Below are 26,584 nucleotides of genomic sequence, written 5' to 3'. Positions count from 1 at the left end.
CGCCACCGCTCCGCCGCCCAGCTCGTCCGCCAGGTCCTGCCGCGCGTGCGTGCCCGGCTGATGTGCGCTGCTCCTGTCGGGGGAGCGAATCGTCTCGACGCGGTCGCCATGTTGCTCGAACACCCTACGGCCATCGTGGCTCCAGCGGATGCCGCCCTTGCCCGGCGTCCAGATCGTAGGTTCTCCTCCAGCGTCCGCTGGTCCTCGTCGAGGTAGCCAATGCCGATCGGATCGCCGCCGCGCCTGGGCCGGCGTGGAGCCTCCTGATCACGCCGTCGTGCGCGCTGTCCTCCCGTACCGGCTCAATCCATTCAAGATCGAGCTGTACCAGGCTCAGCCGAACTCCGCGCTCATGGTCGTCGAGGCGCTGCGCACGCCGCCCGAGCCGAGCGCTCTCATACCCGGCTCGCTCTCTCCTCGCCGCGGTTTCATCACGGACGGCCACTCGAACCTCGGCGAGGGCAGCTGTGTCGCCCGCCGCGCGCACACCGAATCGGCACGGATGCAGTCACGAATCCCTCGACCTCGGCATGGATGGCGCGGTTCGGCATGAGCGCAGCGCTTGACGCGCGATGCAGCGCCGTGGCACTGCTGTTCGCCGGGGAGGCTGCGATGTCGCCAGTTCCGCGTTGGTCGCGCAGGGCGTTGATCCCGCTCTGGATGTTTCTCGCTTGCGTGCTCGCGTCGGGCGGGTGCCAGTGCACCTTCGGCGAGCCGCTTCCGGAGCCACCTGGCCTCGTCGCCTGCCGGACACCGCGTGCGCACAGCCCTGCCACGGCCCGCCCCGCGCCGGAGGTCGAGACCGTCGCCGCCGGCACCGTCCCCGGGGCGTTCTCCATCACGAGCACCGGAGAGGCCGTGTACACCATGGACCTGGCCTCCCCGCCGTCGCGCGCGGGCATGGGTCCTGGGCTCCAGATCGTCTATCGCAGCGACGGCGGCGACGGCGTGCTCGGCAACGGCTTCTCCATCACCGGGCTCTCCGCGATCACGCGATGTCCGAAGAGCCTCGCGCAAGATGGGGAGATCCGCGGCGTGCGGTACGACGGCGACGACGCGCTCTGCCTCGACGGCCAGCGCCTCGTCCCCGTGGGAGAGGGGCCGGGAACCATCGAGTACCGGACGTTTCCGGATACGTTCGTGAAGGTGGTCGGTCACTACGCTCCGGAAGGCGGCGCGCCCGCCGAGGCGCTCTTCTTCGAGGCCTATCTGCCCACCGGCCGCGTCGTCGAGTACGGGCGCGCCGAGGGCAGCAAGCCGCTCGCGCGGGGCGGCGTCCCACGCGCGTGGCTCGCGAACGAGGCCCGTGACGGCCGCGGCAACGCCATGTCGTACGCGTACTGCCTCGCCGAGGCCGCGGACGGTCATGCCGCCGAGTACGCGATCGACGAGATCCGCTACACGAGCTTCGCGGGCACGCCGTCGCTCGAGCCTTCCCGGGCGGTGCGCTTCGTGTACGGGACCAAGGACTCGGCCGCGGTTCGCACGGGCTACTCGCGCGGCATGGCGCTCCAGCGCTCGCTTCGCCTGGAGGAGATCCAGATGCTCGGTCCGGGCGACGCGCTGGTCCGGAGCTACGGTTTTCGCTACGAGCTGAGCCCGACGACCAGCCGGACGCTCCTGACCCAGGTCGAGGAGTGCGCGAGCGACGGGGGCTGCAAGCCTCCGACACGGTTTCAGTACAGCCGCGGAAAACCCGGATTCGAGCGGCTCACGACGGACATCGACAAGCCGGTCTCCGAGAAGACGAGCCCGATGGTGTTCGACATCGACGCCGACGGCCTCGACGACCTCGTGCTTCCGGACATCGTCGCGGGGTCCAGCACGCCGTCGCATCCGATCACCGCGTGGCAGGTGGCGCGCAACCTCGGGCCCCGTGCGTCGCCGTCCTTTCTCGCGGCGCCGGAGCTCGCCTTCCTCCAGGATTGGCTGTTCGTCGCCGATCCGGATGGACCGTCCGACCCGGCCCTTCTTCAGCCCGAGCTCGGGACGGTGCTCGATTACAACGACGATGGGCAGATGGACGTCTTTCTCCACGACGTCTTCGACACCAGGACCACATCGCACGTGCTCCTGTCCCAGCCGGACCGGACCTTCGCGCTGCATGACACGGGCATCCGCCGGCCGTTCCCGCTCGGGGTCACGCCTGCGCCGCCGAGCCTGAGACGCCCCGGCGCTTCGGTGCACCTCGCCGATCTCGACGGCGACGCGGTGCCGGATCTGATCCAGTGCCAGGACCACACCGAGGAGCTGGTACCGGACCCGCTCTCCGCCGTGTGGACCGTCCACCTCTGGAGGCCCGCGCGCGGCGCGACGCCCGCGAGATTCGACCCCACGGGCGAGTCGATCGAGCTGCTCACCGGCACTCCCTGCGCGATCGAGCTCCACACGCTCGACATCGACGCCGACAGCAAGATCGATCTCATCGTGCCCTCCGTGAAGGCGTTTGGTGCCGGGGCGGTCCTCATCGGAGAAAGCTACGAGGCCATCATGCGCCGGGGCGAAGGACGCTGGGAGGTCGTCGACACCAAGCTCCCTGTCGTGCGGCCCGGGGGCCGCGTCGTCTTTCTCGACGTCAACGGCGACGGCCTGCCCGATGCCGTCGAATCCGGCTTCAGTAGTCGTGAGCTCTACACCTACCTCAACACGGGGTCGACGTTCGTGATGTCGCCCTTCCGGACCGTCAACGCGTTCAGCTTCGGCGATCTGCTGGGTATCCCGGATCAGGACGCGCTTTTCCGCCTCGCGGTGCCGCTCGACTTCAACGGCGATGGACGGCAGGATCTGCTCATGCCCGTCCCACCAGGCATGCTGCTGGGTGGCTCCGATGTCCTCCCCTCCTGGGCCGTCCTGCAAGCGACGGGCGACCTGGCGGGGCCGCCGTTCAAGCTCGTCGACGCAGGGGTTCCTTTCGAGGCCAAGCTCGGTGACGCGATCACGCTCGCCGATCCGCGCGGGCCGCGCACCGGCGATCTCAACGGGGACGGGGCCCAGGACGTGATCCTGTCGCTCGGCCGCGTGTTCAACGTCTTCCAGAACCTCTCGGCCGACCAGGATCTCCTGGTCGCGGTCTCCGACGGGATGAACGCGCACGAGCCGACCGAACCGGGCTTCGTGCCCAACGTGAGCATCTCGTACGGCCACCTGACCGATGCGCCGGTCACGAGCGGAGGCGCGGAAGAGGATCCGGACCGGAGGAGCGCGCTCTACGTCGCGCGGTCCGGCGCGGCGGACGACTGCGGCTATCCGCGGCGCTGCGTCGTGGGCCCTCGCCGGGTGGTCAGCGCGTACGCGCTCAACAACGGCGCGGATCGAGCAAGGCGCTTCGAGGTCGGCTACCGCGACGGGCGCTACCACCGGCTGGGTCGCGGCTTTCTCGGGTTCGGCGAGCGGATCGTCACCGACCTGGACACGGGTGCCGTGACGATCGACGTCTACGACCACGGCACCTTCGACGACGAGCTCCAGGTCTTTCCCTTCGCGGGGAGCGTCCAGCGGACGTGGCACGGCGCTCCGGGGCTGCCCGGCCAGCCCAGACCGGAGTTGATCGAGCTCTCGTTCCGCGACGTGACGCGGACGCTCGTGCCGACCAGCGACGGCGCCACGTACTTCACGCTGCCCACCGAGCGCCGGGTGAGGCGAGCGCAAGGGGTCTATCCGCCCCCGGGCGGCGCGGTGCCCTCCGTCGAGGCGTACGTGCGGCAAGTCGAGGGCGGAGGCGACGGAGCGACGCTGCTGCGCGACTCGGTCTCGAAGGTGACGGACTTCGATACGTTCGGCAACGTGCGCGCCGAGGAGGTCTCGACGGATGGTGTCGACCTGACGCTCGAGGTCACGCGGTCGGTCAAGAACGACACCGAGCGCTGGGTCCTCGGCCAGCTCGAGACGCAGAAGGAGTGCAGCGCCGCGGCGGGGATGTCGCAGTGCCGGACCCTCAAGCGAACGAACACGATCCACGGCGAGGTGGAGACCGAATCCACCGAGAGCGACGACGGCCTGCCGGACACGAAGCTGAAGCTCACCTATGCGCGCGACGACTTCGGGAACATCACCGGCGTCACGGCGGAGGACGCCTTCGGGCACAGGCGCACATCCAGCACGGGCTTCGACGAGGAGGGCATGTTCCCCGAGAAGTACGTGAATGCGGCCGGGCACGCCACGCTCGTGGAGTTCGACGACGCGCTCGGCGTGCTCCTCAAGCGGGTCGATCCGAATCAGCTCGTGACGACGTGGGCGCACGACGGCTTCGGGCGGCTCGGCGTCGAGAGGCGCCCGGACGGCACGACGACGACCGTCTCCCTCGCTCGCAGCAAGGATGGTGGCCCGGAGCAGGATGCGTGGCGGGTGAGGCGGCAGAGCATCACGACCGGTGGGGCCGACGATACGGTGGAGTTCGACAGCCTCGGCCGCCCGATCCGATGGTTGGGATACGGGCCCGAACCGGAGCCGTCGGAGGGCTCGGGCGGCGCGAAGCGTATCATGCAGGAGATCGGGTACGACGCGCTGGGCGAGCACATCGCGCGGCGCTCGGTGCCGATCAGGGAGGACACGCCCGAGAGCGCGATCCTGTACGATCGCTACGAGTACGATGCGGCGGGCCGCGAGGTGCGCCATACGATGCCGTGGAACGCGGTCACGACGACGGCGTACGATGGCCTGCAGGTGCGCGTCACCGACCCGCTCGATCACGTGACGGTGACCGAGCAGGACCCGCTGGGGCGCATCAAGACCATCACCGACGCGGCCGACGGGATCACCCGCTACGCGTACGGCCCCTTCGGCCTGCTGCACACGGTCACCGATCCGGGCGAGGCGGTGACGCGCACGACGCGCGACGCGTTCGGCCGTGTCCGGCAGCTCGACGACCCCGATCGGGGCACGACGGTCTCGATCCATGACGGGTTCGGCGAGCAGATCTCGTCGACCGATGCGCTCGATCGAAAGGTCACGTGGACGTACGACGCGCTCGGTCGACCCCGCTCGCGCGTGGACCAAAACGGCGCGGAGAGCCTGACGACCACGTGGACCTGGGACACCGCGGCGCACGGCGTCGGCAAGCTCCACAGGCTTGCGAGCCCGGACGGGGACAAGACGTACGGGTACACGGGCCTTGGCCAGCTCGACACGATCTCGCTCCGCATCGACGGCGAGCGCTCTCCCCTGGAGGCCAGGCTGGGCTACGACGCGCTCGGCCGCGTCGAGACGGTCACGTACCCGGCGCCTACCGGCGCGGCGCCGTTCGTCGTGGCCCACGATCGCGACGCGCACGGCCACGTGATCGCCGTGCGCGACAGCGGAACGAACCTCGCCTACTGGCGCTTGGCGGACGTGGACGACGCGGGGCGCTTCCGGGAGGAGGTGTTCGGCAACGGCGCCGTCACGGAGCGGAGCTACTTCGCCGACAAGCAGCGCCTGAGGCACATGGCGACGCAGAGCCGCGCGGGGGAGGTGCAAGACCTGGACTATGGGTTCGACGATCTCCTGAATCTCACGCACCGCGCCGACGCGCTCCAGCCAGAGAACACGACGGAGCGCTTCCGGTATGATTCGATCCATCGGCTGACCTGCGCGTACTTCGGCGATCTCGAGAGCGCGACGGCGCCCTGCGCGCTCCGCTACGACTACCACCCGAACGGCAATCTCACCTTCAAGTCGGACGTCGGTGACCTCTCGTATGGCGACCCGCTGCACCCGCATGCGATCACCGGCGCGGGTACGGACAGCTACGCGCATGACGCAGTCGGCAATCAGACGGCGCGGCCAGGTGGCACGACGGTGCGCTATACGCCGTTCGACCTGCCGGCGCAGATCACGCAGGGCGCGAGCTCCATCACGTTCGGGTACGACGGCGACCAGCAGCGGATCCGCAAGACCACGCCGGAAAAGGAGACGCTCTACTTCGGCGATCTGTACGAGCGGGTCACCGAGGCGGCGTCAGGCGCCGTGGAGCACCGGTACCACGTCCACTCGCCGGAGCGCGTGGTGGCGATCGTGACCCGGGGAGGCTCGGACGACGGCACGCGCTACGTGCATGTCGATCACCTCGGCTCGATCGATGCGCTCACCGACGAGGACGGCGCTGTGATCGAACGGCGGAGCTACGACCCGTTCGGGCAGCGCAGGAACCCCGTGTGGGGCGAGCGCCCGCCTGCGTCGTTCCCGAGCGAGACGACGCAGGGGTTCACCGGGCACGAGAGCGACGACGAGCTCGGGCTCGTGAACATGAAGGGCAGGATCTACGATCCAAGGATCGGGCGGTTCTTGACGACGGACCCGATCATTGCGATCCCGTCCTTCGGACAGAGCTGGAATCCGTACAGCTACGTGCGCAACAGCCCGCTCAATCACGTGGATCCGAGCGGGTTCCAGGAAGAGCCGGTGGAGGCGCCGATCCTGCCGGTCTACTCGGTGGTGCACCCGGAACACTACGCCGTAGAGATCTTCTACTCGCCGCCGAAAGCAAACCAGCCTGAAGAAGGGCCGCGCGAGGCCGTGGAGGTCGGCGCCACGACGGCGCCTATCGACGTGGGCACGACCGGAAGCTCATCCGGGTACGTGCCGCAGCCGGTGACCGTCTCGCCGGAGCACTCGGGCGCCGGCGGCCCAGGCACCGTCGTCGGCCAGACCTTGCTGGGCGCCGCGGAAGGGACGCGCGACCTCGGAGCAGGGATCGGGCGGATGCTCGTGCTGAATGCGCTGACGCTCGGGATGTACAGCGGCTACGAGTTCGCCAACGCGATGTGGGACGGCTACGACGAAGACGGCGTTGTCGGCGCGCTCAACGCCGTGAACCCGCTCTACCACATCGGCCGCGGCGCGGCGGACACGGCCCTCGCCATCGATCGGGATGACTATCGGACAGCGGGCGCGGCGGGGACCAAGGCGATGGTCCTCGCCGCGGCCACCGTCCTTGGAATGGGAAGGGGTCTGGGGACGGCGGCCGAGGAGGCGGCGGCGGTGGGAACCGCGCGGGGGGGCACGGTCGCAAGGGTCAATGAGCTTCGGAGTGCAATTCCATCGCCTCAACAGGGACGAATCACGATGGGCGTTGGGCTGGCGGAAGATGCAAGCGGCGCACAGCGTGTGCTGATCGGCACAAGCGAGCCTCGCGGCTACCTGCGACCAGGAGTGACGCTAGCGCCGGGCGAGACGTTGGCTCCGGGCCTTGGTCACGCCGAAGCCGATATCGTGAACTTCGCGGGGCAGAATGGGCTGCGTCTCCTCGAAGTTGGTGCAACTCGTCCGATCTGCCCTTCCTGTGCATCCCTCATCGAAGGCGCGGGAGCGCGCGTCACAACTCCCATGAAGGTGCCATAATGAAACCAGTATTTCGGCTCGATTCGGCATCTCCGATATTGGCTGAACGATTTCGCGGTGCATCGCCGGCCAAGCGCAGACAAGCAGCGGTCGCCGCGTGTGAGCTGGCGGCTTCGTCGACTGATCTTGCGGGGCAAGATGTCGGCCTCGCCCTGAGTGTCCTCCGTGGTGGAGCCACCGGACCGCGAGAGCTTCGGCAGCGACTCGAACTTCTAGCTGCTCATTTTGACGACGAGTACCTTCGGCTCCATGAGGAGGGGAACGAGTCCGAGAAGGCTGAGGCTCTGCGGCTATTCTCGAAAGGGCGCGCAGTGTCAGCCTTGGCGTTCGCCCTGACTGCCGAACCAGGACAACTTCACGAGGCCATCTATGAAGCCATCGCGGCTCTCGAAGACCCAGGAGAGTTGGTGCGGGTCGTGGAAGATGTGCTTCGATGAGACACTCATCAGCCCGATCCATGCCGGCCAGCGGATGCCCATGGAACTGAAGGCGTTTCAGTTCCGTCGTCGTAACGGACAGGCGGGCGAAAGCGCGGTCGGCGACCAGATCGCGCGGCCCGGCGGCACGACGGTGCGCTATACGCCGTTCGACCTGCCAGAGCACATCACGCAGGGCGCGACCACCATCAGGTTCGGCTACGGCGGCGACCAGCAGCGGATCCGGAAGACCACCCCGGAAAAGGAGACGCTCTACTTCGGCGACCTGTACGAACGGGTCACCGATGCGGCGTCAGGCGCCGTAGAGCATCGGTACCACGTCCACTCACCGGAGCGCGTGGTGGCGATCGTGACCCGGGGAGGCTCGGACGACCGCACGCGCTACGTGCATGTCGATCACCTCGGCTCGATCGATGCGCTCACCGACGAGGACGGCGACGTGATCGAGCGGCGGAGCTACGACCCGTTCGGGCAGCGCAGGAACCCCGTCTGGGGAGAGCGCCCGCCTGCGTCGTTCCCGAGCGAGACGACGCAGGGGTTCACCGGGCACGAGAGCGACGACGAACTCGGGCTCGTGAACATGAAGGGCAGGATCTACGATCCCAGGATCGGGCGGTTCTTGACGACGGACCCGATCGTGTCGATCCCGTTCTTCGGGCAGAGCTGGAATCCGTACAGCTACGTGCTGAACAACCCGCTCGCCTACATCGACCCGGGCGGCTTTCAGCAAGCGCCCCCGGAGGACGGGGCTCGCTCACCGCCGCCGCCCGGCGCGGAGCTCAGGTGGGAAGTACTCGACCTGGCGCCGATCGGACTCGAGCTGCGCGTCGCCCCGTTGCCGAAGCACGAGGCGCGCGCCGACGCCGATACCAACACCACGGCTGCCAAGACGGGCGGCGCCACGCCGCCGAGCGACGTCAGCGTGCTCGGGACCAGCGCGGGCTTCGTGCCCGAGCCGGTGCTGTCGTCGGCGGAGGCCACGAGCCCCACCAGCCTGGTCGGCGACACCTTGCTCGGCGCTGCCGAGGGGACGGGCGAGCTGGCGCTCGGCCTCGCGCAATCGCTGGTCCTGAATGCGATGACGCTCGGCGGTTACGGCGCCTACCAGCACGGCCGCGCGATGTGGGACGGCTACCAGCAAGACGGCTTCCTCGGCGCGCTCAACGCCGTCAACCCGCTCTATGAGATTGGGCGCCACGGGGCGGACACGGCCCTCGCCATCGACCGGAGCGACTATCGGGCGGCGGGCTCGGCGGGGGTGAAGACGATCCTCCTCGGCGCGGCAACGGTGTACGGTGCGGGGAGAGGGCTCGGGGCGCTCGCGGAGGGGTCGACGGCTGCGGCGGGCGCCGCAAGGGCTGCGAGTGCCGCTCGCGAGCTCGCTCAGCATATTGCGAATGTCGAGCGTGTGCCGATGAACTTCAGGCGAACGGTTGCGCTCGTTGAAACTGCGGAATGGCCGACGCTGGTTGCTGGAGGCGCAAGCGATCTCTCTGCCGCTCAGATCGCAGCGGCTCAGAAGCTCGGGCTGACACCAGTGCATCCAATGCCAGGAGTCCATGCGGAGCCAACCGCGATCTTTGGGGCTGGGAAGCTCGGTCTGACGCCTACACGGCGCGTGACCACCAGTACGATTTGCACGGGACCTGGCGGCTGCACTGAGTTCATCCAAGGCATCGGAGGTCGCGTGACCGGAAAATACACATTCGAGTTCTAGCCATGGAAGAAGACTCCCTCATCGTCGCAGTGGCAAAGCGAGCAGCGGATCCGATGACCCGGACCGACTCGGCGGACCGGGGGGTGCCTGAGTTGGCTCCCTGCGCCACGCCGGAGCAAGTTGAGCAAGCCGAGCGGGTACTGAGTTGCAGGATCCATCCGTTGCATCGAAGACTGCTCCAAGAGGTCGGGAACGGCGGATTCGGTCCAGCCGATGGCCTGATCGGCATACCGGGAGGTAGGGTTGATAACGATGGGCGGTCGGTCGTGGAACTCCGCGAGCAACTCTTCGCCGATCACACAGGCGCGGGTGTGCCTGTTCAGGTGGTTCCCCTATGCGACTGGGGCGACGGCGTATGGTCGTGTGTTGATGAAGACACCGGACACGTGCTAATGCTGGACGAGGCCGGTCTTACCGACACAGACATGTCGCTTCATGATTGGATGATCGATTGGGTCAATGGCATTCCGCTCGCCGAGAAACTGTTCACGTTCAAGGAGCACTCAGGCATCAATCCTTTCACGAAGATGCCGATGACTGCGAGGCTTCGAAGCCGTCCGATCGGCACGCCCTACCGCGGGCGGACCAGCTGAACATTGCACATTAACACCCGCCCAACGGGCTACACTCAGATCTGGCGAAGTCGAAGGTGTGGGAATCGGGCACGCCGAGATCACAGAGAACAACGCTGCCAGGCAGATGGGACTCACACTGATCGGTGTGGGAGCTAGCAGGCCCATTTACCCGGAGTGCGCAATGTCCCTGGAGCAGCAGGGGGTAGTTCCGCTGAGTCCGCTGAGATAAGCTGGAGGATAGAAGCGATGGAAGCCACATTCAGCGACGAACGAATTCTCGAAATGATGTCGAGGATGGCGCCTCATCAACAACTCGCCTTTGGTGCGGTATGCTGTGAGCGAATGCTGCCGAACTACCAAACCTTCATGCGGGAGGTGGGCTGGGGAGACGTTGCCCCGCTGCGGGAAGCGCTCGGCACGGTGTGGGTCGCCTGTGAGTCTGAACGCGTTACGGATGCCCAATTGGGGGAAATGCTTTCCAAGTGCGAGGAGTGCGCGCCGAACTCGGAGAACTTCACCTCGCTCTACACCTCGTCAGCTCAAGACGCCGTCTTCGCGATCTGTTCTCTGCTGGACTTCCTTCTCGATGGGGATGTGGCTCGTGTGGTCAGCGCTGCCCGATTCTCCATCGATTCGGTTGACTTGATCGTTCAGGAGCGCGAGGCCATGGACCCTCGGGATCCCCTTCTGGAGCACAAAATTCTCGCACATCCACTGATGCAGCAGGAGCTCTTGCGACAGCGGCGGGATCTCGAAGAAGCAAGCCAGGTCGCGCCAGGCGATCGGACTGCCCTGCTCGCCTTCCGGACCCGAGCACAACGTGAGTCCAACTTAGCCGTGTCGTCGTAAGGGCACACGAGCGACGTGGGCACGACCGGAACCGCGTTGGGCTACGTGCCGCAGCCGGTGACTGTCTCGCCCGAGAACGCCGGCGCTGGCGGCCCGGGCACAGTCGTCGTCCACAGGGAACCAGTACCGAGGGATGCCCGACAGTACACGCATCAGGATCATCGTGGAGTAGGACATGGACCCGTTCAGTTTGGAAGTTGCATATTCACAGATCTCTGTTTTTCAGTCGTGCCTAAGAGATCCCTTCAACGACTGGACCAACATGCACGTCGCACAGGGATTCTCATGGAGACCGGGCAGCGTGTCTTTCCGTACTCTCGATGCAGAGGGGCTAGCATCGGTCATCGTGGAGAAGGGAGCAATGCTTGATGTTTCGCTCTCAGCAACAAGAGCTATCCAGGTGCCGTTTCACGTTCCGGTCGGTGTTGATGTCGAGATAGGCACCCTTGCCGGAACGGTCGTGGTGGAACTGGAGCCGGGCGATTATACGGTTCTCTTCGAGCACGGCCGATGCCATGATTCGCGAATGTGGTGCAAGTTTCGTTTCGTGCCGGGAACCACCGCACCCCGGGTTGTTCGTAGGGATGAAGAGCTTTCTCCAGGGGAGGATCTTCTGATGGACGCGCAACCAGCGGCGCCGTAGCACGCGATCCACTCGGGGGGATACCGACGGAGTGGTCCATCCAGGTGGTGAACAGCGCGGAGGACAATGGGCTTCATTCCTGCGACTCGGGGAATCGAAGCGTCTTGACCTGGATGCCGTCCTCCCCCGTGATCTCCTCGCCAGACCAATCCCAGCTCGTGCCGCCTGGGCCCGGCAGCCCCAGCTCGAAGGTGACCGCCTCCAGCGTGAGCTGGTCCTCGTCAAGGTAGGCGACGCCGATCGAGTCGCCGCCGCGTCCGGGGCCGCCGTAGCCGCCGTCGCCTCCGAGACCTCCGCTGCCACCCTTGCAGGACCACGTGCCGTCCCCCACGGCGCCGCCTGGCATGCCCCAGCCGCCCTCGCCGCCTTGCTCCGGCTTCCCGCCCTCGCCGCCTTGGCCCCCGTCGCGGGCGATGATGATGCTATCGCGCACCGTCACCTTGGCATGGAGCGCCAGGATGCCGATGCTCGGCTGGCCGTTCTCGCCCCCTCGGCCGCCCCGGCCCCCGCAGCCGCCCGCGCCTCCGGAGCCGCCGCCGGCGCCCCCCTTCGAGGCCACGTCGCACACCGCGAGCCCGCCCCTGCGGCCGCCGCCCCCGCCGCCGCCTTGGCCCGGCATCCCCCGGGCGCCGTCGCCGGCCCTGTCGGGGTGCCATCCGGTCTCATCGATCCGCCCGTGGCCCTTGCCCGGCGCGCCGGCGGCACCCCACATACCGCTTCTCCCCGCGACGCCGTTGCTACAACCACCATCTGCCCGGTTGCCACGTCCTCCTTCCCCATCGTAGTTGGCGTTCGGCTGGGGTACGGGCTCGCCATCCTCCCCGTCGCGAGCGCCGTCCGCGAGCCCGTCGCCTCCCTTGCCACCGACGCTCGGGATCCCTCCCTCGCAGGAGTTCACCGGCGGAGCCCCACCCGGGACCGTCGCTGCGGAGCATGCGTCTTCCCCATACTGCCCGTCCGGCCCCGTGGCTGCCCGGCCCGGCCATTTCTCCCCATCGCGACCCCCCAATGCGACGGCGGCTCTGACCTGGCTTCCGATGATCTCCACCGCGGTGCCCGACCGAACGAGCATCCCGACATGCGTCGTGCTCAGGATGGACAGGTGGTCGATGATCGAGACACCATCCGCAGCCCCTGTGTCGCCGGCGCGCGCCGGCTCGACGGTCAACGCGATGAGCCCGGCCTCGGCGGCACCGACCTTGGCCATCATGTGCACCGGGTTTTCCAGGCCTCTTTGGCGTTCCCATCCGATGGCGGTTTCGAAGCCTCCGTAGATATCCACCCCGGAGGGGAGCGTGATGGTCTCCTGAAACCCATCGTCGGTAAGAAACACGCGACCGCGCCCGGTGCGCGCAAGCTCGATCGCGTGCCGGACGGAACGAACCGGCCTGTCCTTCGTGCCGGGATTCGCGTCGTCACCGCCGAAAAACGGATTGATGACGAACACGCCGCAGCCGTCCATCGCTCGACCCGCCGCAAGATGCTCCAGGCAGACCGACTCGGGGACGGGATCGCTTGCACACGTCGATGGACCGTCACACGGCGGCGCGCCGCCAGGGCCGTCCACCCCCGGCGCGGTGCCGCAACCGGCCGCGGCGAGCGGAAGAAGGAACAGCAGGAGGATCGCGGAATTCAGGCGCATGGGCATCCCTCGTTGGCGACGTCTCGCAAGGCACGAGTCAATGGGGCGGCTCGTTCCCCACGCTGAACGCATGGATTTCACCCGTGGGGCCGAGCTGCCCTCGGCCCACCTCGTCATCGGCGCCGGCGTTCCCCGCATCGCCGCCATCACCGGCGTCTCCGACCTGAATGTAGGTCCCGGGTCGAACGGCGAAGTTGGGCGCCACGTAGGCAATGCCGATGGTTGCGCCTCCGAGCCCGCCGCCGGCGTCACCTCCGCGACCACCGTTGCCTCCTTGGCCTCCGCGGCACGCAGGCCACATGTCACCAATAGCTCCGCCACCTCGGCCGCCAGTCCAACCCAAGCCGCCCGGTTGGCCCCTCCCGCCCACGCCGCCGCGGCCGCCTTTGCCCGTGATCACGTCGCTGGCCCCAATCGTCAGCTCCGCGCCGTCCAGCACGACAATGCCGATGGCCGCCCCGCCATATCCGCCGCCATAGCCGCCCCGACCACCACAGCCGCCGCTCCCTCCCGAGCCTCCGGCGGCGCCCCCCTGGGGCAGGCCTGCCCGACACGCGACCATCTCCCCACGCGACTTGCTGCCGCCACCGCCGCCGCCCCCCTGGCCGGTGCCGCCCGGCTTCCCGTCTTCGCCCTGGACGCCGATCCATCCGTCCTTCCCAAGGTGGCCCACGCCCACCGCGCCGTCCGCGCGACCGGCGTCGGGACCGTCTGCGCCATCACCCCCTTCGCTGCATCGCATGAGGTCCGCGCCGAGCCCCGGGTGGCCATCGCGCTCAGAAATCGTCGCGAGGGTCGGCTGTCCAGAGGTCCCGTCGCTCCCCGCCTCGAGCCCGCCGTCGCCCCCATATCCACCGATGGACTCGATGCCATCGTCGCACACGGTCACGACCGGGAGGGCGCCCGTCGGGGAGTCCGTGCTGCAGGCGTCCACGCCGTCGTTCCCCACCATGCCGTCCGGCGCCCGCTCGGTGTCCGCGTCCTCTCCCGGCTCCCCGTCCTTGCCATTGCCGGCGACGATCACGCTGTCCTGCACGATCGCCGTGGCCCCCGTGCTCAGAATCATCGCGATCGACGACTTTCCATCCGGCGCCGATGCGTCCGCCGCCACGACGCGCACGCCGGCGATCACCGACGTCGCGTCGTCCCCCGCGAGCGCCATACCCTCCTCCCCGAGGACCCTCAGCGGGATCCCCCCCGGCGGAGCGATGATCGTCGGGTGATCCGGCCCGCCGAATGACCCCTCATACGACCAATCCCCGCCGTCACACAGGCGCCCGCCCCAGACGTCAACCCCCGAGGGCAGCGTGATCTTCTCCTCGAACGACCCGCCGCACGCGTACACGCGCCGGGTCGGCTCCTCGCCGTGGCTTCGCCCATGGGCGGCGAGCCCGATCGCGTGTTGCAGGGTCTTCACCGGCGCGTCCTTGGTTCCGGGGCTGTTGTCATCGCCGTGCTCGCTGACGAATACCCCGCACTCATCGAGCGCCATTGTCGTCGCCGGGTCGCCGTCACACATAGTCGGCTCGGGCGCAGGGGCGCACTCCATCACTTCCCAGCAATCGTCGCGGTACGAAGTGCAAGCTACCAGCGTGCTGCTCGCGCCCCACGCACAGACCATGACAGCAACGGCGGCGGCCACCGCTCTTCGGTCTTCCCGTGGCCGCATCCCCTCGGTACCCGGCATGGTCACCACACCCCCTCAATGCTCACGCCCGTCTCGTGCCCGGTCACGACGGGCGATATCTGGACCCGATCCTGCGCTGGCGTGCGTCCCAGGAAGGAGAAGTCCGTGAAGAAGGACGCGGCGGTGGCCGCGCCGATCACACCGCCCGTGATGACCAGGGCCATGCCCACCCGGTCGGACAGGTTGCGCGCGTCGCGCAGGCGCCGCAGCTCGCCGCACGGCGAGCGCTCCGGCGCTTGCCAGCACATGGACGAGCTCGATCTCGGGTCGCTCTCGAGCTGGTCACGCCGCGCGCTCATGTCCTGATCGAGCTTGCTGGCGCTGATCATGAGGATGGCGCCTGCCGATACGGTGCCCGTCGCGAGCGAGATTCCCACGACACGCAGCGTGCCCGGCCACGAGGCCCACGGGCTGGGGGCCTGGCCGCGCGCAGCGGGCAAAGCGCGCATGGGCGTCTGCGTCGTCGACGCGGCCTGCTTGGCGCCGCTCGCCTCCTTGGTGCCGCTCGCCGCCGCACACAGCAACGGCATCGTGAACTCGTGCTCCGCGCCTGCCACGGCGCGCAAGGAATGAAGAGCGTCCTTACAGCCCGGTGCACGGCCCCGCACCATGTGTTGGCCTGGCTCGAAGAACAGCGTGTAGGTCCGCGCGGTCCGGCCGATGCGCTTGCCGTCGACGAGCACCTCGGCGTCGGGCGGATCGACGCCGAGCACGAGCCGCGCGACGTGCGGCGCTGCCTTGCGCTGCCCTGCCTCGAATCGCCGCTGGAGCGCTTCCGGCAAAGCTTCGCGCTGTTCCAGGCTCCTGGCCAGGTGCTCGGCCGCGTCGCGGTACTTGTGCAGCGCGAGCTCGCAAAGGCCGAGTTCGCCGGCGAGCTCCGCGCGCTCCACCTCGGTGCTGGTCGCCGCGTCCGCGGCCTCCAAAGCTGCCTTGTATTCAGCAGTCGCCTCGGTCCACTGCCCGGCCTTGCGCGCTTTCTGACCACGGCGAACATGCTCTTTCACCGTCGACCCGTCGCCCGGTCCCGCCTTCGGATGGGTGTCGTCCGCGCTGGACGAGTTCGGGAAGCCTGTTGCGGCCCCGAGCGCAAGAAAAATCGAGAGCGAATGCGCAATGCAACGCATGCCGCGACGGTACCGACGCCGGCTGCTCGGCGTCAACCGGCAGAAATCGGCACGTCTCGGCGGCTTGGCCGAGAATTGACGGTCGGATGAGGGAATGCGTTCAAGCATGCATCAGACATGATCAAGCGTGGCCTGAGCGACTACACGGCGGCACACTGTCCGACCGAAGTTGCTCCTCGACTCATTTTTCTGAACCTTTTGGGCCGCCTCGCGTGTGCTGCTTACCGTGGCCAAGCCAGAGACCGTCTCCCCCGGCTTCGAGCTCTTCCGGCGCCTGGCCAGGCGCCACGGTGTACCGGGGAGAAACGCCGAGGATATCGCCCAGGAAGCGCTGCTGCGGGGGCTCGACGCCGACCAACGGATCGAGCCGGGCGGCGACCCGGGGCCGTACCGCGTCACGATCGCTGTCAACCAGGCGCGCAATCACGTCCGGGACGCGCGCTGCCGCGGCGAGGTGCTCACGTCGTTCGATGAGCACGAGATCCGAGATGAGCTCCCCACGCCGGAAGAGTTGCTCCGCAGACGGCAGCGGGAAAAGCTCACCCGGCAGCTGATCGACCAACTCGATCCCAAGTACCGGGATCTCGTGATCAAGCACGACCTCGAGGAGGTCCCGCTCGCCGAGATCGCCGCCGAGCAGGGGCTCCCGCTGGACACGGTGAAGACGCGATACCGGCGGGCGCACAAGGAGCTCGAGGTGCAGGGGGGACGATGGCAGGCGCAGGAGCGCTCTCAGGGAAGGGACGGGAGCATCTGCGTGCCGCTTGCGCTGGGGTTCGGCCGTCGCGCGTGGTGGGTGGCTTCGCTGCGCCGGCTGGGCCTGAGGATCGTCGTTCAGACCGCGCTCGTCCTGCTGACCGGCGCGCTCGTCTCCGCTGTGCCGCCCTTGCCCGACCTGGAACCGTGGATCAGGGCGGCGGCGGTCCGCGCCCCTGCCACCGCGCCCGCGGCGCGGGACGCCGTGGCGCCCCCCGCGCGAGATGGCGCCCAGGGCGCCGCGGGGCCCTCCAGCGGAGATGGGGCGCCCGACGCTGCGGCGCGCGCCGCGGCGCCCGCGCACGAGATCTCGTCGCGCACGGAACACGGAAGCGCGCGCGGCGAAGCGACGGCGACCGGCACGCCCGCTCCCTCGAACGCGAAGACGAGAGGTTACCGGGCCGCGCCTCCGGCGAGCGCCGTTCGACCGACCGCCGGCGAGGTCGAGAGGAGCCTGGTCAACCAGGCGCGAAGGGCCATCGAGGCCAACGACGTCATGGCCGACGTCGAGGCTCGGCGGCTGCTCGAGGCTCACGCGCGGCAGTTCCCGCGAGGGCGGCTCGCCGCGGAGCGCGAAGCGCTGCTCAGGCAGCTTCGCTGAATCGTCGGCTACCCATCAACAGCTAGGCAGGCGGGGATAGCGGTGCTGCTTTCGCGCAGCACAAGGCCGAGATCCGCGTTGTGTCGGACAAGGACGCTCACGTCCAGGAGGCGAAAGTTCATGGAAGATATGCTGGCTGCGATGTGGCTCGTGTCGCCGCTCGGGCTCGCGATGATCGCGTGCGTCGCGATCGGCTTCGCGGTCACCGCGCGCGAAGCGCTGGGACGAGAGCGCGGGCTTCGCGAGGCGCGCGAGCACGCGCATGATGACGAGGAGGCGGCCCTCACCGATGCGAAGGAGCAGGCAGCGGGGGAGCGCGACCGATATCGGCGCCTTCTGGACTGTCACGTCGACGCGGCGCTTGCAGAGCTGACAGACACCCGAGCGCGCCCCGCTCCCCGGCCGGGGAGGGTCCTGGAGTCGTTCTGTGCGACGACGCCTTCGTGGAGGAGAAAGCTGGGCGAGAGCACGGGGTTGGAACCAAGGGAGGTGGAGCGGTTGCTGAGGAGCGACCTCCCCATGACGCCCGGCCTCGCGCGGCAGCTGGAGTCCTTCACCGGCACGCCGGCGCGGTACTGGGAGCGCCTCTGGCGGCTACACGACGACCACCGATCGGACGCGGAGGAGACCGTGGTGATCCAGGTGGGCGAGCCCGTTGCCAAGCGCGAGAGCTCGGCGCGTCCCGCGTCGTCGCCGGCCCCGAGTTCGGCGCCGCCGACTCCGCCGACGACACCTCCCCGCGCGCTCGACGTTCCTCCGCCCGTGGTGCCGTCTCCCGAGCTTGCGGCCAGGAGCCCGCGGGCGAAGCTCCCGCCGCCTCCGCTGCCGCGGCTTCGGTCGCCGCGCCCTGTCCGTGCCGTCCCGGGGGAAGAGCTCGCCCGTCGTGCTGACACCCTGACGAGCTTCCCGCTACAGCCTGATGAAGGAGGGGCGAGCTCCGCCAGCGGATCCGATTGGGAGGAAGCAGAGCGCTCGCCGCTGAACACGACGCTTCCGGGCGTAGGGAGCCATGGGTGAGCGCCGCCTTGCCTCGCAGCGACACGCCATCAGGCGCCTGCTGGCGGGCATGCCGGCGCTATGGAAACTGAGTAGCTACCATGGCGGACTTCGGCCGGAGAGCGGGGCCGCGATGAGCATCAAAGGCCTGGTTGTTCACTTCCGGCGCGACGGCTCTCCGGATCCCTGACCGGACCTCTGGCAGGCGGAACTAGGTCCTGACACGCTGAACCCCTAAGGAACGCCCTGGGTCCGGCGCGGCCGCCGAACGGGTCGTCGTGACGTCAGGGCGTGCACTCGCAGCTGCAGACGGACATCTGGCCCGAGACGGTCGTGCTCCACTGCCCATTCCAGGTTCGGTCGGTGCCGCAGGCGGCCGAACACTTGCTCGGGGCGTCGGCGTTGCTCCAGATCGGCCCGGCCTCCTGCGACACCGACGCCGGCGGCTTGTAGGCGCACTCGCAGACGGACATCTGGCCCGGGACGGTCGTCCACCATTGCCCGTTCCACTTCGTCGCGCTGCTGTACGCGGCGCAGGTGCTCGGACACTGCGTCTGAGCATGGGTGTTGCTCCAGATGGGGCCGGCCTGCACGACGGCGGCGGGGCGCGGGGCGCATTCGCAGACCGACATCGCGCCCGGAACGGTGGTCCACCACTGCCCGTTCCAGTTCATGTTCTGCGGATTGCAGACGTTCGGGCACTTGGTCTGGGCATCGCTCGTGCTCCAGATGGGCCCGGCCTCCAGCGCGAGGTTCTTGGCGACGCACGCAGGGCCGAGCGCCTGCGACGCCTCCTCGACGGTCTCCTCGCCGGAGAACGCCTGCTCGGAGTCACCTTCGTCCATCGGCACGCTGCAACCCGCGATGAGCATGATGCCGAGCGCGCTGGAGGTGAAGAGTCCGGAGAAGATGTGTTTCGTGTTCATGGTCGGCTCCTGGAGTGGTCGGTCTGGTGGATGTCCTGGGTCGCGATGTTCGCCGCCCGTCAGCTTCTGGTTTCGGTTGTTTGCAGCGTGCGTGCCACGAGGGCGCGCTCTCCTCGGAAGCGCCAGGCCGTCTATGTCAGCGGGCAGAATGCGAGCGGCGCCCGCGCGTTTCCGGGAGCGCGGCGCGCCCGCCGACGGCCGCCTCGGCAAGACCTTGCCCGCGAGCGATCGCCGTCGCGAGTTGCCCGGCAAGAGTTTGCCGGCAAGGACGGGCCGAGCGTTCCAGCGGCGTCCTTCCGGCGACCGCGGCCCTCGTCCAGATGGTCGCTCCGCCCGGCACGTGAGCCGGCCAGAGCCCCCGGTCCCCGGCCCACCGTGCATGACCGGGCGAGCCGGTAAACGTTTGCGCGCAATGGACGTGGAAAAGGATCGACCGCCTGCGTCGGCCTGGCGACACCAACAGCAGCGGCGCGGCGCGGCGGAGACTCATGAGCGGCGAGGTCCGTGGTGGTTCTTGGACCTCCCGAAGGAGCCTGATATAGAGACCAGCGAGGCGGAGTGCATGCGCTCGGGCAAGTCGGTGCAGGACGACGCGACGAAGACCTGGACCTTGGCGGGGAGGTCGATGTCTGCCATTCAGCAGACCGCGGCGCTGGGCATCGCGCTCGTCTGGCAATACGCCGGAAAGACGGAGAGACGTTTGCTCTCGCCCGACTCGCCGCTTGTCGTGGGGCGCGCCGCGCCTGCCGCGCTCTGCATCGACGATCGTACCCTGTCGCGGGAGCACGCCCGCTTCCTCCTCTCGCGCGGGCGGGTGTGGGTCGATGACCTGGGATCCAAGAACGGCACGTTCCTCGACGGCCGCCGCGTCTCGCGCGCCGGGATCGGGGTAGGGGATGAGGTCGTGCTCGGCAGCGTCGCGCTGCGGGTGCAGGCGTTCGGCGCCGGCGGCGAGTCCCTCGATCTCGAGGGCGAGGAGAAGCTCTTGCGTCGCGTGGAGGACGAGCTGACGCGCGCCCGGCATTTTCGCCGCCCCTTCGCCCTGCTCCACGTGCGCATGAGCGCGGCGGTGACGGCGGAGGGCTGGGTCAACGCCGTGCGCGCCTGTCTCCAGCCCCTGCATCGCGTGGCGCTCTACGGCACCTCCGCTGCCCAGGTGCTGCTGCCCGAGGCCGGCGCCGAGGAGGCGAGCCGCACCGCGCAGGCCATCGCGGCCTCCTTCGTGGGCGGCGACGCCCGGCTCCTCGTCGGCCTCGCCCTCTACCCGGACGCCGGCAGCACCGCGGACGAGGTCTTCGCGGCCGCCCGCGAGGCGGCCCGCCACGCCTCGCCCGAGCGCCCGGTGGCGTGCGGCCCCGCCGCGACCTCGGTGCTCGCGCGCGAGGAGCCGGAGGAAGGGGGGGTCATCGCCGGCCAGCAGATGCGCGAGGTGATCGAGACGGTGAGGCGCGTGGGCGCCTCGCGCATCCCGGTCATCCTTCACGGCGAGACGGGGACCGGCAAGGAGGTCGTCGCGCGGATGATCCACGAGGGCGGCCCGCGCAAGGGGCGGCGCGTGGTGCGCGTCAACTGCGGGGCGATCCCGAAGGACCTCGTGGAGAGCACCCTGTTCGGCCACGAGCGCGGGGCGTTCACCGGCGCGCTGCAGCAGCAGAAGGGCGTGTTCGAGGAGGCCGACGGCGGCACGGTGTTCCTGGACGAGATCGGCGAGCTGCCGCCGCCGGCCCAGGCAGCGCTGCTCCGCGTGCTCGAGTCGGGGTCGTTCAGCCGCGTCGGATCGAGCCGCGAGATCGAGGTCGACGTGCGCGTCGTCGCGGCGACGCACCGGGATCTCGAGGCGATGGCCGCGTCGGGCGCGTTCCGGGCCGACCTGTATTATCGGCTCGGCGGCGTCGTGATCGACATCCCGCCGCTGCGCGCTCGAACGGACGAGATCGAGCCGCTCGCGCGGCATTTCTTGCGCGCGGCCTGCGCGGCCAACGGGCGACATGTCGAGGGCATCACCCCCGAGGCGCTCGCCGTGCTCTGCGCGTACGCGTGGCCTGGCAACGTGCGCGAGCTGCGCAACGTGATCGAGCGCGCGGTGGTGGTGACGCCCGGCGCGCTCGTCGGCCTCGAGGATCTGCCCCCGCGGGTGCGCGCGGCGGCGGCGCGCGACGCGTCGGAGCGCCCCGCGGACCGGGGGACGGACACCGAGCTCGGCGGCGCACCGCCGGACGTGGCCGTGCTCTGCCCCACGCCGTCCGCCCCGAAGGAGGCGCCCCCCGAGGGCGGGCGGGTCCGGGGGAAGGTGCAGCAGTACGAGGCCAAGCTGCTCCAGGACATGCTCGAAGCCGCGGGCTGGAACCGGACCGAGGCCGCGCGCCGGCTGGGGATCCCGGTGCGCACGCTGTCCTACCGGATGAAGGTCCTCGGGGTGAAGCGGCCGTCTCCTCGATGATGCGCAGCTGCCGCCGACGAGCTCCCGCGTCTCGAACCTGAGCAAGCGCGCTGGGAGCTCGCTACACTGCGCTGACCATGCTGAATCGCACGATCGCGCGGAAGTACTCGCTGAGACGAGAGATCGGACGCGGCGGGATGGGGGTCATCTGGGAGGCGTTCGATCAGGTGCTCCGACGTCCCGTGGCGCTCAAGGTGATGACGCCCGAGCATGTCAGCTCGGACTCCGCGCGACGCCGATTCGAGCGAGAGGCGATGGCGATCGCGCGGCTCCAGAACGAGCACATCATCCAGATACACGACTACGGCATCGACGAAGATTGCCCGTACATCGTCATGGAGCTGCTCGAAGGCGAGGACCTCGAGGCCAGGCTCACGCGGGAGCGGCAGCTCTCGCCGCCGGCGGCGCTCGCCCTGCTCCGGCAGATCGCCATTGGCCTGCAGGTGGCGAGCTCCGCGGGGATCGTCCACCGCGATCTCAAGCCGGCGAATGTCTTCCTGGCGCGGAAGGAGCCAGGAGAGTGCGTGAAGCTCCTCGATTTCGGCGTGGTGTGGACGGTCTTCGAGTCGGATGAGGAACAGCAGGGCTCGTTCGGCAGGGTCGTCGGCACGCCGTCGTACATAAGCCCCGAGCAGGTGCGCGCCGTCGTGCCGGATCACCTGAGCGATCTCTGGTCGCTCGGCGTCATCACCTACAGGGCCCTCACGGGCCGGCTCCCCTTCGCGGCGAGCGGGATCGGGGAGCTGCTCATCAGCATCTGCACCGACCCGTTCCCGGCGCCGTCGAGCCTCGTGCCCGGCCTGCTGCCCGGCTTCGACCGCTTCTTCGAGCACGCGCTGGCGAAGGACCCGGCGCAGCGGTTCCAGTCCGCGGCCGATTTCGTGGCGGCGTTCGCGGCGGTGATCGAGGCCAGCGGGGGCCCCGCCAAGATCCTCATCGCCGACGATGAGCCCGACGTGGCGCTCATGATGAAGCTGCTCTTCCGGCAGAAGATCCGCGACCGGGTCTACGAGTTCATCTTCGCTGACAACGGCGAGAACGCCCTCGACGAGCTCCGGCGCCACCCCGACATCGACGTCGTCGTCACCGATATCAACATGCCCGTGATGGATGGCCTCACGTTCCTTGGACGCGTCCCGGAGGTGAGCCCCTTTGCGAGGACGGTGATGATGTCCGCCTACGGCGACATGGGGAACATCCGGAGCGCGATGAACCAGGGCGCGTTCGATTTCCTGCTCAAGCCGATCCAGCGCGGCGATCTCGAGGCGACCATCGACAAGACCATCAAGCACGTCGCGGAGCTGCGGAGGAACGCCCGCTCGGACGAGGAGAACAAGATCCTCCGGCAGTTCACGAGCGCGGCGCTGATCGAGCGGATCCGGGAGATGGGCCCCGCGATCGCGCTCGCGAGCGAGGCGGTCATGGCCACGGTGGCGTTCATCGACATCTTCCAGTTCACGCCCGTGACCAGGGAGAGGCTGCCCGGCGAGGCCATGAGGCTGCTCCGGGCCAACTTCGAGGTGATCGTCCCGGAGCTCGTCGCCAAGGGGGGGGTCGTGGACAAGTTCCTCGGCGACGCGGTGATGACGGTGTTCCAGGGGCCGGATCACCTGTCGCGGGCGCTCAGCGCGTGCGTGGCCGTCCGCGCGCAGATGGCGGCGGTGGCGCGCCGCGCCGGCGAGGGCTCGCCGTATACGCAGGGGATCTGCATCGGGCTCTCCACGGGGCAGGTCCTCTCCGGCAGCGTCGGATCGCAGGCGTACGGCCGGCTCGACTACACGGTGCTCGGCGAGGTGGTCAACGCCGCCGCGCACCTCGCCAGGGCGTCTCGGCCCGGGGAGATCCTCGTCGATGCGACGGTCCGCGAGGCCGCGCAGCAGCTCTTCGATTTCGAAGAGGTCGGCGCGAGGAGCCTGCTGCCGGGGGCCCCTCCCGTGAGCGTCTTCAACCTGGTCAAGCGCGTTCCGGCCGACGTCATCCCAGGGTGCGAGCCGACCGTCGGAGTCCACTCGACGACCACCATGCGATGAGGCCGCGAAGGCGCCGGCGCGAAGCGCCTCAGCGCGCCGCGAGGCGGTGGCGGCCCTGGGGCACGCTCGTCGAGGCGGTGCCGCTGGCAGCGTCGTAGCGCGTCGGCGCGGGCTTGCCGTCGAGATAGAGTTGCGCGTCCTTCCGGGAGACGGCGAGGCCGACCTGCGCCGGGATCGAGAGCACCAGCTCCGCGGCGACGCCGGCGCCCTCGGGCCGGAGCGACGCGGACACGGGCGACGTGGCGAGCAGCAGGGCGCGGCCGCCGACGCTCAGCGAGGTGCCGGCGTCGACCTGGGCGCGCTCGAGCGCCCCGTGGCGCAGGAGCAGCAGCGCGCTGCGACCCTGCAGCTTCGCGGAGGGCACGCGCGGACCGTCGCCCACCTCCACCGGCTGCGCGCCGTCGGAGACCAGCGCGAGATCCTGCGTGCCTTGCTCCGCGATGGAGACCAGCGCGGCCGAGCCGTTCCCGCCGCTCACCTTGAGCGCCTCGATCGCCGGCTTCGGCTCGCCCGCGGTGAGGTCGCGCGGGTAGAGCACGGTCAGCCATTGCGTGCTGGAGGCGATGTAGCGCGCCACCGAGAACGGGTGCCGGAAGGTCATGTTCGGGAAGAAGTTGGTGAAGCCGCTTCGATCGACCGAGAAGGCGTCGGGTCGGGGGACGTAGACCACGTCGAGCTCGAGCTCGCGCTTGCCGTCGTCGGTCCGGGTGGCCCACGCCAGCCGCCCCGCCGTGGGAGCGGACGGAGCGCGGCCGCCGGCGCCCGGCGTCACCGGCTCGCTCGGGGCGAGCCCGGTCGCTGCCTCCGCTGCGAGGTCGCTGGCCATCCGGACCTCGCCGCAGACGTCGCCGCAGTCCACCTGGGTGCTGGGCGAGGTGGGCCTCGCGGTGGCGTAGTCGGTGCAGATGGCGGGCGCGCCCGGCCGGCACCCCAGCCAACCGCTGTAATGGAGGTGGGTGTCGTAATAGTGGAGCATCGGTTGGGCCGAGCCGACGCCCGCGGAGATCATGTGATCGAAGACGACCACGTAGCTCTTTCGCGCGAGCGCCGCCGTCCGCCGCGTGGACACGTCGGGCACATTGACGTAGTCGTCGATCGTGACCGTCGAGGAGTCGAGCTCCCCGGTCAGGAACGAGGCCTGCAGGATCGCCGGATCGTCCACGGGCCGGGTCAGGCTGCTGAAGACGCCGAGCTGGCGCCACGCGGGCGTCTGGTACGTGTCCCGGATCCCCTTGTAGCTGTCGACGGTGACCAGGTTGTGCGACTCCGGGCTGAAGTTGACCCAGTAGAACAGCGAGGTGTGGGGGCTGCCCGCGGGATCGTAGTTGCGGCCGTCGCCCGGATCGATGATCAGGTATTGCCCCTTCGCGTGCAGGAGGAAGCTCGTCTGGTCGGGCTGGCTGTGCGAGGACGGCCGGTACTCGTGCTCGGTCGTCATCAGCAGGTGAACCGCGTCTGCGCTCCAGCCGGAGCGCAGCGAGGTCATGTCCGAGGTGACGATCGAGGTGTACGTGGGCTCCTGGTCCCCGGCGGCGGCCTTGGCGATGTCGGGATCGGTATAGAGGATGCTGTAGACAGGGTTGTTGACGGCGGCCTTGCCCTTCGCGCTGAGCCAGCCGTAGAAGCCCTTCGCGTCGCGGCGCCCCTCTTTCTCGCTGAGCATGCTGGCGGCGATGCTGCTCAGCTGCAGGGGCTCGCGCCAGCCGGTCTCGATGGTGGCCGCGTTGCCGTCCGGCATGGAGAGGGCGGCCCCGTAGCGGAGCATGCGGGCGATGCGGGTGTCATTGCCCCAGGCAGCGGGCGTGTTCACCGCGTTGATGTAATCCCGGCCGTCGTGCGCCCCGCCGGAGAGCCTCTTCATGGCCTGGAGGTAGGGCAGCATCACCGAGAACACGTCGTCCTGGTAGCTCGGGCCCTCGACGTAGGTGCCGTCCTGGGTGAGGCAGGCTTGCACGTAAGGGCCGTAGGAGCGGAGGGCGACGAGCGAGTCCAGCGGCGCGTCGCCGAAGAGATCGCGCTCGACGGTGCAGGCGTGGCCGTGCTCGCCGAGGGCGTAGCTCAGCGTGGCCGCGCCGCTGCCCACGCGATAGCGAAAGTTGGTGACGTACGTCGTGTTGAACTCCTCGTACACCCCCATCGTCTTCCCGAGCGCGTCTTCCAGCTTGTCGCGGACGGCCGCGTCGTCGTCCGCGCTCAGCGCCGGCTGCACGAGGTCGTAGGCGTAGGCATAGTTGAGCAGGGCCCCGCCCCAGTACCAGGCGCCGGGCGTCTGGTTCCAGCCGGTGCTGGTGTCGCCCGCCTTCAGCAGCGCGTCGCGCGCCGCCTTCAACCCGTCGCCGCGCTGCTCGACCACCCAGGAGAGGGCCCCGTACAGCGCGCAGTTGGAGATCTGGTATTCTTGTACGTCCGTATTCGTGGAGGGGGCCCCGCACGGGTGGCCCTGCCCCGGCGGGCCGCGGCGGACATCGTCCATCCAGGTCTTGTAAGGGTCCTGGGTGACCCGCTGGCGCAGGGCGGGGATGTCGTGGCGATCGAAGGCGATGAACGGGTGCTTCCGCTCGTGGATCTGGACGGGGGCGCACGGGGGCGGCTTGGAACAACCTCCGAGGCCCACCAGCAGGATCCACGGCGCGAGGACCCTTTCCCTCATTGAGCGGAGCATGAGGGGTCTTGTTATCAGCACCGCAATGTGGGCGTCAATGTGGGGCGCCTCGCGCCCACATCCGGCGGGAGGAGGCGCCGCGCGCGCGTCCGGTCGAGAGCGTCGAATCCGCGTCGAATCAGCGCCTGCCCCGGCGGGGACATGGCTTTGTCCCGCGGACCGTGGTCCAATCCGCTCCCATG

15 protein-coding genes are annotated in these 26,584 nt (G+C 69.1%); 10 read left to right on the top strand and 5 right to left on the bottom strand.

What is annotated here, in order from left to right; translation table 11 throughout:
• Positions 1 to 612 precede the first annotated feature (612 nt).
• The 5 genes from ACSRUE_RS04055 to comJ all read left to right on the top strand — a co-directional run bounded on the left by ACSRUE_RS04055 (position 613) and on the right by comJ (position 11,538).
• Positions 613 to 7,317 carry an RHS repeat-associated core domain-containing protein gene (locus ACSRUE_RS04055; RefSeq protein WP_441289866.1) on the top strand — a complete coding sequence of 2,235 codons (6,705 nt, stop codon included), beginning with the start codon at positions 613 to 615 and terminating at the stop codon, positions 7,315 to 7,317.
• Between the two features lie 369 nt (positions 7,318 to 7,686).
• On the top strand, positions 7,687 to 9,471 hold the full coding sequence (locus tag ACSRUE_RS04050; protein WP_441289865.1) for an RHS repeat domain-containing protein: 1,785 nt from the start codon (positions 7,687 to 7,689) through the stop codon (positions 9,469 to 9,471).
• Between the two features lie 2 nt (positions 9,472 to 9,473).
• Entirely contained in the window at positions 9,474 to 10,064 is a 591-nt protein-coding gene (locus ACSRUE_RS04045; RefSeq protein WP_441289864.1) for an SMI1/KNR4 family protein, read from the top strand.
• 228 nt (positions 10,065 to 10,292) lie between these two features.
• The gene (locus tag ACSRUE_RS04040; RefSeq protein WP_441289863.1) at positions 10,293 to 10,895 is read left to right on the top strand and encodes a DUF416 family protein; all 603 of its coding nucleotides are present in this window, start codon (positions 10,293 to 10,295) and stop codon (positions 10,893 to 10,895) included.
• Positions 10,896 to 11,070: 175 nt separating this feature from the next.
• A complete protein-coding gene (comJ, locus tag ACSRUE_RS04035) occupies positions 11,071 to 11,538 on the top strand; it encodes a competence protein ComJ (protein ID WP_441289862.1) in 468 nt (155 codons plus the stop codon).
• 73 nt (positions 11,539 to 11,611) lie between these two features.
• On the opposite strand, the gene ACSRUE_RS04030 is transcribed toward comJ, so the two are convergent.
• Positions 11,612 to 12,250 carry a hypothetical protein gene (locus tag ACSRUE_RS04030; RefSeq protein WP_441289861.1) on the bottom strand — a complete coding sequence of 213 codons (639 nt, stop codon included), beginning with the start codon at positions 12,248 to 12,250 and terminating at the stop codon, positions 11,612 to 11,614.
• 366 nt (positions 12,251 to 12,616) lie between these two features.
• Here ACSRUE_RS04030 and ACSRUE_RS04025 point away from each other — a divergent pair, with 366 nt between their 5' ends.
• The gene (locus tag ACSRUE_RS04025) at positions 12,617 to 13,246 is read left to right on the top strand and encodes a hypothetical protein (RefSeq protein WP_441289860.1); all 630 of its coding nucleotides are present in this window, start codon (positions 12,617 to 12,619) and stop codon (positions 13,244 to 13,246) included.
• Here the strand turns inward: ACSRUE_RS04025 and ACSRUE_RS04020 are convergent.
• Complete coding sequence (locus ACSRUE_RS04020) at positions 13,218 to 14,849, bottom strand: hypothetical protein (protein ID WP_441293054.1); 1,632 nt, start codon at positions 14,847 to 14,849, stop codon at positions 13,218 to 13,220. The two genes, ACSRUE_RS04025 and ACSRUE_RS04020, sit on opposite strands and share 29 nt — an antisense overlap.
• Before the next feature lie 20 nt (positions 14,850 to 14,869).
• Positions 14,870 to 15,871 (bottom strand): hypothetical protein, encoded by a 1,002-nt coding sequence (locus tag ACSRUE_RS04015; protein ID WP_441289859.1) that lies wholly within the window; start codon positions 15,869 to 15,871, stop codon positions 14,870 to 14,872.
• Between the two features lie 346 nt (positions 15,872 to 16,217).
• On the opposite strand from ACSRUE_RS04015, the gene ACSRUE_RS04010 reads away from it, so the two are divergent.
• Both ACSRUE_RS04010 and ACSRUE_RS04005 read left to right on the top strand, forming a co-directional pair.
• Positions 16,218 to 17,348 (top strand): RNA polymerase sigma factor, encoded by a 1,131-nt coding sequence (locus ACSRUE_RS04010; protein WP_441289858.1) that lies wholly within the window; start codon positions 16,218 to 16,220, stop codon positions 17,346 to 17,348.
• 120 nt (positions 17,349 to 17,468) lie between these two features.
• Positions 17,469 to 18,365, top strand: coding sequence for a helix-turn-helix transcriptional regulator (locus ACSRUE_RS04005; RefSeq protein WP_441289857.1), 897 nt, complete (start codon positions 17,469 to 17,471; stop codon positions 18,363 to 18,365).
• Between the two features lie 263 nt (positions 18,366 to 18,628).
• On the opposite strand, the gene ACSRUE_RS04000 is transcribed toward ACSRUE_RS04005, so the two are convergent.
• Positions 18,629 to 19,270 (bottom strand): mannan-binding protein, encoded by a 642-nt coding sequence (locus ACSRUE_RS04000; RefSeq protein WP_441289856.1) that lies wholly within the window; start codon positions 19,268 to 19,270, stop codon positions 18,629 to 18,631.
• 514 nt (positions 19,271 to 19,784) lie between these two features.
• Between ACSRUE_RS04000 and ACSRUE_RS03995 the strand changes: the two genes are divergently transcribed.
• Both ACSRUE_RS03995 and ACSRUE_RS03990 read left to right on the top strand, forming a co-directional pair.
• Complete coding sequence (locus ACSRUE_RS03995; protein ID WP_441289855.1) at positions 19,785 to 21,710, top strand: sigma 54-interacting transcriptional regulator; 1,926 nt, start codon at positions 19,785 to 19,787, stop codon at positions 21,708 to 21,710.
• A gap of 77 nt (positions 21,711 to 21,787) precedes the next feature.
• Entirely contained in the window at positions 21,788 to 23,740 is a 1,953-nt protein-coding gene (locus ACSRUE_RS03990; protein WP_441289854.1) for a protein kinase domain-containing protein, read from the top strand.
• Between the two features lie 28 nt (positions 23,741 to 23,768).
• On the opposite strand, the gene ACSRUE_RS03985 is transcribed toward ACSRUE_RS03990, so the two are convergent.
• Positions 23,769 to 26,390, bottom strand: a complete 2,622-nt coding sequence (locus tag ACSRUE_RS03985) for a hypothetical protein (RefSeq protein ID WP_441289853.1) — start codon at positions 26,388 to 26,390, stop codon at positions 23,769 to 23,771.
• Positions 26,391 to 26,584 lie beyond the last annotated feature (194 nt).

Origin of the sequence: Sorangium sp. KYC3313, assembly GCF_052075895.1 — a bacterium.
GTDB lineage: Bacteria > Myxococcota_A > Polyangia > Polyangiales > Polyangiaceae > Sorangium > Sorangium cellulosum_B.
Note: the sequence above shows the minus strand (reverse complement) of the source record. Positions and strands in the feature narration are given on the sequence as shown.